The sequence below is a fragment of the Mycobacterium sp. TH-M11 genome, from assembly GCF_057473725.1.
On sequence record NZ_JBYCLD010000002.1, the window covers coordinates 1 to 4,747 of the forward strand.

At 65.3% G+C, this 4,747-nt stretch carries 6 protein-coding genes; 1 reads left to right on the plus strand and 5 read right to left on the minus strand.

Going from position 1 to position 4,747, the window contains the following annotated elements; all coding sequences use genetic code 11:
- Positions 1–225: 225 nt before the first annotated feature.
- Positions 226–1,479, minus strand: a complete 1,254-nt coding sequence (murA, locus tag AC2VOG_RS00040; protein ID WP_046287048.1) for a UDP-N-acetylglucosamine 1-carboxyvinyltransferase — start codon at positions 1,477–1,479, stop codon at positions 226–228.
- Between the two features lie 100 nt (positions 1,480–1,579).
- On the opposite strand from murA, the gene AC2VOG_RS00045 reads away from it, so the two are divergent.
- Positions 1,580–2,170, plus strand: a complete 591-nt coding sequence (locus tag AC2VOG_RS00045; RefSeq protein ID WP_486937867.1) for a cob(I)yrinic acid a,c-diamide adenosyltransferase — start codon at positions 1,580–1,582, stop codon at positions 2,168–2,170.
- 24 nt (positions 2,171–2,194) lie between these two features.
- On the opposite strand, the gene AC2VOG_RS00050 is transcribed toward AC2VOG_RS00045, so the two are convergent.
- From AC2VOG_RS00050 to AC2VOG_RS00065, 4 genes are all read right to left on the minus strand, one after another.
- Positions 2,195–2,638, minus strand: coding sequence for a DUF2550 domain-containing protein (locus AC2VOG_RS00050; protein ID WP_486937868.1), 444 nt, complete (start codon positions 2,636–2,638; stop codon positions 2,195–2,197).
- A gap of 13 nt (positions 2,639–2,651) precedes the next feature.
- Positions 2,652–3,017 carry a F0F1 ATP synthase subunit epsilon gene (locus tag AC2VOG_RS00055; RefSeq protein ID WP_486937869.1) on the minus strand — a complete coding sequence of 122 codons (366 nt, stop codon included), beginning with the start codon at positions 3,015–3,017 and terminating at the stop codon, positions 2,652–2,654.
- 67 nt (positions 3,018–3,084) lie between these two features.
- A complete protein-coding gene (gene atpD, locus AC2VOG_RS00060; RefSeq protein WP_406760000.1) occupies positions 3,085–4,515 on the minus strand; it encodes a F0F1 ATP synthase subunit beta in 1,431 nt (476 codons plus the stop codon).
- Positions 4,516–4,549: 34 nt separating this feature from the next.
- The coding region (locus AC2VOG_RS00065; protein WP_486937870.1) for a F0F1 ATP synthase subunit gamma at positions 4,550–4,747 on the minus strand (198 nt) is incomplete at its 5' end.

Sequence of the window (4,747 nt, forward strand, 5' to 3'; positions counted from 1 at the left end):
AAACACCACACCCCCAACACGGGGCGCCGAAGGCATGGCAAAAACAACAACAAACAAAAACCACCAAACACACTATTGAGTTCTCAAACAACACGCCGCCTGGCTTCAGGCAACCCCGCCACTGTACTCGCTTTTCGGAGTTGAGTCAACTCCCAGTTTTTCGGGGCTTCCGGAAGGACTTCCAGACTGCCGGTAGTTCCGCGGTCCGCGTCCCTCCGGCCCGACCTATATTACACGTTCTATCTCAGCGCCCAAATCGCCTAGATATTCCACGAACAACGGGTAGCCGCGATCGATGTGGTAGACGTCGTGGACCTCGGTCTCACCGTCTGCGACCAGGCCCGCAAGGACCAAACCGGCTCCCGCACGGATGTCGGAGGCCCACACGGGTGCACTCGAGAGCTGCGGCAGGCCACGCACCACCGCATGGTGGCCATCGGTGCGCGCATCGGCCCCAAGGCGGATCATCTCCTCGACGAACCGGAACCTGGCCTCGAAGACGTTCTCGGTGATCATCGACGTGCCATCGGCAATCGCCGCGAGGCCGATCGCCATCGGCTGCAGGTCAGTGGGGAATCCCGGAAACGGCAGGGTCGCGACGTTGACGGCCTTGGGCCGCTCGTATTGCACGACCCGGAAGCCGTTGTCGGACTGGGTGACGGTCGCCCCCGCGTCGTGCAGCTTGTGCAGCACAAGCTGCAGGTGGGCCGGGTCCACGCCGGTAACCGAGATGTCGCCGCGGGTCATCACCGCAGCAATCGCCCAGGTCGCTGCCACAATCCGATCGCCGATCACTTCGTGTTCGGTGGGATGCAGCCGCGGTACCCCAGTGATCTTCAGCGTTGGGGAGCCCGCACCTTCGATCTGTGCCCCCATCTGGTTGAGCATCGTGCAGAGATCAGCGACATCGGGCTCACGCGCCGCGTTGTGGATAGTCGTGACGCCTTCGGCCAGGACCGCGGCCATCAAGATGTTCTCGGTGGCGCCGACCGACGGGAACTCCAGCTGGATCTCGGCGCCGCGCAGCTTCTCGGCGTGCGCGACCACACAACCGTGTTCGATATTGCAGGTGGCGCCCAACTGGCGCAGGCCGGCCTGATGCATGTCGAGCGGGCGCGACCCGATGGCGTCGCCACCCGGTAAGGCGACCTTCGCCTTCAGACACCGGCCCACCAGGGGACCCAGCACACAGACCGAAGCCCGGAACTGACGCACCGCGGCGAAGTCCGCGTCGTACTTGGGCTCGTCCGGCGAGGTGATGCGCACCGTGGTGCCGTCAAGTTCGACATTGGCGCCCAGTCCGCGCAGCACCTCAGCCATCAGCGGGACGTCCAGAATGTCCGGGCAGTTGGTGATGGTGCTGGTGCCCTCCGCCAACAATGCCGCCGCCATCAGCTTCAGGACGCTGTTCTTAGCGCCACCGACGGCGACTTCACCGGACAATCGGTTACCTCCGGTAACCACAAAACGCTCTCCCACTCGCGTCAGTGTAGTGACGACACGAGTTCAATCCCGACCAATCCGGTCTCCTGCCGAAGCGGGGATTGCGACGCTTCCCTGCCCAGGTACGGTTTGGGCTATGGCCGTGCACATCACTCGCGTTTACACCCGTACCGGCGACGACGGTACGACCGGATTGAGCGATTTCTCCCGCGTGCCCAAGACCGATCCCCGACTGGTGGCCTATGCCGATGTCGAGGAGGCCAACGCCGCGATCGGTGTCGCGATTGCGCTCGGCGAACCCTCCGCGGCGGTGAGCGCCACACTGCTGCACATTCAGAACGACCTGTTCGACACGGGCGCGGATCTGGCCACGCCGGTTGCCGAGAATCCGAAGTACCCGCCGCTACGGATCACCGCCGACTACGTCGACCGCGTGGAGACGTGGTGTGACGAGTACAACGAGCAGCTGCCGCCGCTCAACTCATTCATCCTGCCGGGCGGGTCACCGCTGTCGGCATTGCTGCACGTGGCCCGCACCGCGGTGCGCCGCGCCGAGCGCTCCGCCTGGGCTGCGCTCGACACCTACCCGGATGGGGTGTCGGTGCTGCCGGCGAAGTATCTGAATCGCTTGTCGGACTTGATGTTTGTGTTGTGCCGAGTGGCAAATGCCGATGGTGATGTGCTCTGGAAGCCCGGCGGCGACCGCACCGATCGCCCCGAAAAGTAGTCGGCGCCAACGGCGTCCGCTTCCTCAGTAGCTTTGACGCCGGGCCCGCGGCGACGGGCGTGCCTCCAGCCATGATAGGAAGGCGGTCCGTGCGCCGCGGTCCAGCGCTATCTCGAAGCCGGCCCGACGGTCCTGCAGGACATCGCACAGTTCGAGCACCACGATCTCATCAGTCATGATGTCGAATTCATCGCCGCGGGGTGCACGGCGGGACACCACATCCACACCACGTCGACTGAGCCGCCGATCCGGCCACAACCGCACGCTGGAAAGACGGTAGAAAGCCGCTTCACCGCCCCGGTAGCGGACCACGCCGTGACGCCAGCCATGGCCACCGACCGCGGGAAGGTCGCGCATGATCGCGGCCGTACCGCCTTGACGCAGCTTCCACAGCCGATAACTCAGCGCCACCACAGCGCCGAGGAGAACGGCGACGAGCACGACCATAAAGATCATGGGCGTGCTCATCGGTTCACGTCTTTTAGTCGATCACACCTAGGGCGCGCAGCCTGGCCCGCCCCCGTGCAGCCATCTTGGGGTCAGTGGACTGAGACTCGTGCCGTGCGGACGCCTCGTCGATCTCTGACGTGAAGTCGACGGCCTCAGCCAAGATGCTGACACCCTCTTCGGTCACCGACAGGAAGCCGCCGTGCACGGCGAGCCGCAGCTCGTCCTCTTCGACCCGGTCCACCCGCACCATGGCGTCGTCGACGAGCTCGGCAACCACCGGGATGTGTCCCGGCAGGATGCCGATCTCACCGACGGTGGTCCGGGTGAAGATGAACGTGGCCTTTCCCGACCACACCTTGCGATCGACCGCGACGATGTCGACGTCAAGCTCTGCCATTACCCACCGCCTTTCGCCTTGGTAGGACGCTCTTCGCGCGAGCGCTCATCGCCCAGAACACACCCGGTCACAGCTTGGCGCCGAGGCTCTCGGCCTTCTTGGCCAGGTCGTCGAGACCACCGATCAGGAAGAACGCCTGCTCGGGCAGGTGGTCGAAGTCACCCTTGGTCAACCGGTCGAAGGCCTCGATGGTCTCCTTCAGCGGCACCGTCGAGCCCGGCTGGCCGGTGAACTGCTCGGCGGCCATCATGTTCTGGCTCAGGAACCGCTCGATACGCCGTGCCCGGCCGACCAGCTGCTTGTCCTCTTCGGAGAGCTCGTCGATACCGAGGATGGCGATGATGTCCTGCAGGTCCTTGTAACGCTGCAGGACCCGGATGACCTCCTGGGCGACCCGGTAGTGGTCTTCGCCGACGATAGCCGGGTCCAGGATGGTCGAGCTGGAGGCCAGCGGGTCCACCGCCGGGAAGATGCCCTTGGAGAACACCGCACGGCTCAGCTCGGTGGTCGCGTCCAAGTGCGCGAACGTAGTCGCCGGAGCCGGGTCGGTGTAGTCGTCGGCGGGCACGTACACGGCCTGCATCGAGGTGATAGACCGACCCCGGGTCGAGGTGATCCGCTCCTGCAGCTCACCCATCTCGTCGGCCAGCGTGGGCTGGTAACCCACGGCCGAAGGCATGCGGCCCAGCAGGGTCGAAACCTCGGAGCCGGCCTGGGTGAACCGGAAGATGTTGTCGATGAACAGCAGCACGTCCTGGCCCGCCTCGTCGCGGAACCACTCGGCCATGGTCAGGGCCGACAGCGCCACGCGCATACGAGTGCCCGGCGGCTCGTCCATCTGGCCGAACACCAAGGCGGTGTCCTTAAGCACGTTGGCGTCCTCGAGCTCGACCCACAGGTCGTTGCCCTCACGGGTGCGCTCCCCGACGCCGGCGAACACCGAGGTGCCACCGAAGTTGCGGGCGATACGGTTGATCATCTCCTGGATGAGCACGGTCTTGCCCACGCCGGCACCACCGAACAGGGCGATCTTGCCGCCACGCACGTACGGGGTGAGCAGGTCGACGACCTTTAGGCCGGTCTCGAGCATCTCGGTGCGCGGTTCCAGCTCGTTGAAGGCCGGGGGCTTCCGGTGGATGCCCCAGTGCTCGAAGTCCTCGCCGTAGCCCGGCTTGTCGAGGCAGTGCCCGAGGGCGTTGAACACGTGACCCTTGACCTCGTGCCCCACCGGCACCGAGATCGCGGCGCCGGTGTCGGTGACCGCGGTGCCACGCACCAGGCCGTCGGTGGGCTGCATCGAAATGGTGCGGACCAGGTTGTCACCCAGGTGCTGGGCGACCTCGAGGGTCAGCGTCTTGGCCAGCTCCGAGAAGGAGATCTCCGCGTGCAGAGCGTTGAACAGCTCCGGCACCGCGCCCCGGGGGAACTCGACGTCGACGACGGGGCCGGTTACGCGCACCACGCGGCCGGCGGTTGTCTTGTCAGCGGTAACAGTCATTATCTTCTTCGCTTCCTAGTACTTACCGGGGGGCTTACCGAGAGGCGTCGGCGAGGGCATTCGCACCGCCAACGATTTCGCTGATTTCCTGGGTGATCTGAGCCTGGCGCTCGCGGTTGGCCTCGAGGGTCAACGCCTTGATCAAGTCGTCGGCGTTGTCGGTCGCCGACTTCATCGCGCGCTGGCGCGAAGCCAGCTCCGAGGCCGCCGAGTCGAGCAGCGCGGCATACAC

What these genes read in the sequence shown, in the direction of transcription:
- AC2VOG_RS00045 (WP_486937867.1), top strand. Translation starts at nt 1,580, where the DNA reads ATGGCCGTGCACATCACTCGCGTTTACACCCGTACCGGCGACGACGGT.
- AC2VOG_RS00050 (WP_486937868.1), bottom strand. Translation starts at nt 2,638, where the DNA reads ATGAGCACGCCCATGATCTTTATGGTCGTGCTCGTCGCCGTTCTCCTC.
- AC2VOG_RS00055 (WP_486937869.1), bottom strand. Translation starts at nt 3,017, where the DNA reads ATGGCAGAGCTTGACGTCGACATCGTCGCGGTCGATCGCAAGGTGTGG.
- atpD (WP_406760000.1), bottom strand. Translation starts at nt 4,515, where the DNA reads ATGACTGTTACCGCTGACAAGACAACCGCCGGCCGCGTGGTGCGCGTA.